The sequence below is a fragment of the Streptomyces durbertensis genome (assembly GCF_014156695.1).
Lineage (GTDB): Bacteria > Actinomycetota > Actinomycetes > Streptomycetales > Streptomycetaceae > Streptomyces > Streptomyces durbertensis.
Map to the genome: position 1 here is coordinate 1 of NZ_WMLF01000485.1, position 3,833 is coordinate 3,833.

At 72.6% G+C, this 3,833-nt stretch carries 5 protein-coding genes; 3 read left to right on the forward strand and 2 right to left on the reverse strand.

Annotated elements, in window-relative coordinates; all coding sequences use genetic code 11:
- Window positions 1-235: 235 nt before the first annotated feature.
- Window positions 236-751 (reverse strand): DinB family protein, encoded by a 516-nt coding sequence (locus tag GL263_RS23090; RefSeq protein ID WP_182857676.1) that lies wholly within the window; start codon window positions 749-751, stop codon window positions 236-238.
- A gap of 242 nt (window positions 752-993) precedes the next feature.
- Here GL263_RS23090 and GL263_RS23095 point away from each other — a divergent pair, with 242 nt between their 5' ends.
- Window positions 994-1,611 carry a PadR family transcriptional regulator gene (locus tag GL263_RS23095; protein ID WP_182857677.1) on the forward strand — a complete coding sequence of 206 codons (618 nt, stop codon included), beginning with the start codon at window positions 994-996 and terminating at the stop codon, window positions 1,609-1,611.
- Between the two features lie 17 nt (window positions 1,612-1,628).
- Here the strand turns inward: GL263_RS23095 and leuE are convergent, their stop codons facing one another.
- Complete coding sequence (gene leuE, locus GL263_RS23100) at window positions 1,629-2,297, reverse strand: leucine efflux protein LeuE (RefSeq protein ID WP_182857678.1); 669 nt, start codon at window positions 2,295-2,297, stop codon at window positions 1,629-1,631.
- 108 nt (window positions 2,298-2,405) lie between these two features.
- Between leuE and GL263_RS23105 the strand changes: the two genes are divergently transcribed.
- Both GL263_RS23105 and GL263_RS23110 read left to right on the forward strand, forming a co-directional pair.
- Entirely contained in the window at window positions 2,406-2,678 is a 273-nt protein-coding gene (locus tag GL263_RS23105) for a hypothetical protein (protein WP_182857679.1), read from the forward strand.
- A gap of 93 nt (window positions 2,679-2,771) precedes the next feature.
- Entirely contained in the window at window positions 2,772-3,545 is a 774-nt protein-coding gene (locus GL263_RS23110) for a MerR family transcriptional regulator (protein ID WP_182857680.1), read from the forward strand.
- Window positions 3,546-3,833: the final 288 nt, after the last annotated feature.

Genomic DNA, 3,833 nt, shown 5'->3' on the forward strand with positions numbered 1-3,833 from the left:
GGGGGAGTGGTCATGGCCGTCAACCTTTCGCCGGGAGTGTCAGTCACGTCGGGGAGAGGCGAGGGCCCTTCCGGGCGGCCCGTTCCCTTCCGACAACCACCAAGCTACGGGCCCTTGCGGCCAGGTTCTGTCCGCAAGACTGCGGGGCGTCGGGTTGAACGCTCACCGCAAGGCGGCGGGGGCCCGGTGGTGCCCGTCGCGGGACGGGCGCCACCGGGGAGGGCCGGGGCCCGGGTCAGCCCATGGCCTTGTGGCCGTCGATCGTCTCGCGGATGACGTCGGCGTGGCCGGCGTGGCGCGCCGCCTCCTCGATGAGGTGCAGCAGCGCCCAGCGCCAGGAGCGCGGGCCGCCCTTGCCCCAGGGGGCGTCGGGAAGCACGAACGTGTCATTCAGCGACGGCAGTTCACGGACGGCCTTCTCGGTCTCCGCCGCCGCTTGGTCGTAGCGGTCGAGCAGGACGGCGACGGTCTCGTCCTCGGCCGGGACAAAGCTCGCGGCGTGCATCTCGAACGACGCCGGGTCCTCGTAGTCCGGCCTCGTGCCGTCGCGCATCGTCGCCAACCAGCCGGTCTCCACGGTCGTGAGGTGCTTGATGAGGCCGGCGAGGGAGAGTTCGCTTGCGCTGGGTGTGCTGCGGGCCTGCTCCTCGGTCAGGCCTTCCACCGCCTGGCGGAAGGCGGCGCGCTGGCTGGCCAGGGCGGCGAGCAGGGCGCCGCGCTCGTCACCGTGGACCTCGGGGGGAGTGGTCATGGTTCCTCAACCTTTCGCCGCGTGAATGAGTCCGTTACGGGAGGAGGTCGGCCCCCGGCGGGGCCTGTCCCTTCCGACGAACACCAAGCTATGAACCCTTCCGGTCAGGTTCTGTCCGCAGTGCGCGCCGGGTGTCACGGCCTTCGCTGATCAACTTTGACGTGCCGCTCCTAGACTGGCGTCGCGACGGCCCGGCCCGGACGAGGAGCCGGTGCCGATCCGCGCAGGAGAAGGGAGAGGACGTGTCGGCGATCCGACTGCTCGTGCTCGGCGCCGTCCGGCAGCACGGCCGCGCCCACGGCTACATGATCCGCAACGACCTGGAGTTCTGGGGCGCCCACGAGTGGTCCAACGCCAAGCCCGGGTCGATCTACCACGCGCTGAAGCAGCTCAACAAGCAGGGACTGCTGCACGCCCACGAGACGGCCCCCAGCCCCGCCGGCGGTCCGCCGCGCACCGAGTACGAGCTGACCGACGCCGGCCACGCCGAGTTCCTGCGGCTGCTGCGCCACTCGCTCACCGCCATCGACGAGAAGCCGGACGTGCTGACCTCCGCCGTGGGCTTCATCGTCGACCTGCCCCGCCAGGAGGCCGTCGAGTTGCTGCGCAAGCGGGTCGCCGACCTGGAGGCGTGGCGCGCGGAGGTCACCGCGTACTGGGCGCCGGAGGGCGCCCCGCAGGAGTGGGGGCACATCGGCGAGATCATGCGCCTGTGGGTGCACAACTCCGACGCGGGCGCCGAGTGGACGCGCGGCCTGATCTCCCGCCTGGAGGCGGGGGCGTACGTGATGGCCGGCGAGGGCGAACGGGACCTCCAGGTCCTGCCGGAGGGCACGGACAACCCGTTCGCAGCCGACTGAGCCTTACCGGCCTCCGGCTACGCGCTGCTGGTCGACAGCTTCGCGGCGAACGCCAGGAACGCCGCGCCGGCCGCCGCCGAGGCGCCCGCCTGGAGCCGCTGCCGACGGCGGAACGCCGCCGCGAGCCGGCTGCCGCTGAAGATCAGCAGCGACAGGTAGGACAGGCTGAACAGCTGCGCCCACAGGCCGAGCGCCAGGAACGTCAGCGCCGGGTACGGGTACGCCGGGTCGACGAACTGCACGAAGAACGAGACGAAGAAAAGGATCGCCTTCGGGTTCAGCAGCGACGCCAGCAGCGCCCGCCGGAACGGCCGCTCGCCGATGGCCCGCTCCGGCGCACCGTCCGCGCTCACCGCCTGCGTCGCCTCCACCCGCTGGTGGCGACGGCGCCACAGCGTCCACGCGCCGCGCAGCATGCCGATCGCCAGCCAGGTCAGATAGCCGGCACCGACGAACTTGATCACGGCGAACGCCGTCGGGCTCGCCTGGAGGAGCGAGGCCACGCCACCGGCGGACAGTGCCATCAGCACCGCGTCCCCGCAGAACACCCCGCCGGCGGCCTGGTACCCGGCGCGCACGCCGCGACGGGCGGCGACGGAGACGACGTAGAGCGAGTTCGGCCCCGGCAGCAGAATGATCAGCGCCAGGCCCACCAGATAGGTGGGGAGATCGGTGATTCCCAGCATGGCGGAGAGCTTCGCACACCGCGTTGTAAGGACCGTAACCCGTTTTGCCATCCGGACACCGGCTAGCCTCGAACCGACCACCGGGGAAGGCAGAAGGTAGGGGGAGCAATGGCAGTTGTGGTGTTCGCGGTCGGGACCATGTTCCTGGCACTGGCCGTCGGGGCGCGGGCAGGGCGGCGGCGTGACGGGCTGACCCCGTTCCAGCGCTGGGTCACCGACCACCGCACCGCGTTCTGCGCCGCCTACGGGGCGCTTCTCGGAGCGCTCGCCGCGGCGACCACCGGCAACGCCTGGTACCTGCTCGCCGGTACGGGCGCGGCGGCGGTGACGTGGACGGTCGTCCCACGGGCCGCCGCGCGGCTGCGCCGCCGGCACGGCTGAACGCCCGACCCGGCCGGCGCGGCAGCGCTTGCACCTGACGCGGCGTGAGGGGGCAGCGTGGGTGTCGACACCCGAGAAGGGACGGAAGCGGACATGAGCTACACGGTCGGCCAGGTGGCCGCGCTGTCCGGCACCACCGTGCGCACGCTGCACCACTACGACCAGATCGGACTCCTGGTGCCCGGCGGACGCAGTCACGCCGGGCACCGCCGCTACGACGAGACGGACCTCGACCGGCTGCAGCAGATCCTCTTCTACCGGGAGCTGGGCTTCCCGCTGGACGAGGTGCGGCCGCTGCTCGACGACCCGGACGTCGACCCGCGCGAGGCGCTGCGCCGCCAGCACCGCGTGCTGACCGAGCGGATCGAGAAGCTGACGAAGATGGCCGCCGCCGTCCAACGGAACCTGGAGGCGAAGAGGATGGGCATCAACCTGACCCCGGAGGAGAAGTTCGAGGTCTTCGGCGACCACGACCCCGAGCAGTACGCGGACGAGGTCGAGCAGCGCTGGGGGGACACCGAGGCGTACCGGGAGAGCCGGCGGCGCGCCGCCTCCTACACCAAGGAGGACTGGAAGCGGATCACGGCCGAGGGCGACCGGATCAACCGGGGCTTCGCCGCGCTGCTGGCCGCCGGCACCCCGGCCGACTCCGCCGAGGCGCGGGACCTCGCCGAGCAGCACCGGGCCTGGATCTCGCGGAACCACTACGAGTGCGGCTACGAGATGCAGCGCTGCCTGGGCGAGATGTACGTGAGCGACGAGCGCTTCACGGCGACGTACGACGCGATCGCCCCCGGCCTGGCGGTCTACCTCCGCGACGCGATCACCGCCAACGCCGACCGGCGGCAGGAGAGGCCCGGCGCCTGAGCCGGCGGACGCCGGGACGCGCCTCGCCGGGCACCACCCATGACGGGAGGGGCGGTGCCCACCGGCGTGCGCGCGCCCGGCGCACCCTCGGAGCCAGCGGCGCACCCCCCGGGGCCCGCGGCGCGCCACCGGAGCCCCGGGCGCACCCCGCGGTCGAGGGGCGTGTCTGCGGGCGGTATCCTGACGGGCTCTGGTCGGTGTGCCGACTGCCGGGCGCCGCCCGTCGAGCGTTCACCGGATCGTGTGACGTTGGTCTCGAACTCCCGCCCCGGCGGGGCGGAACGGCGA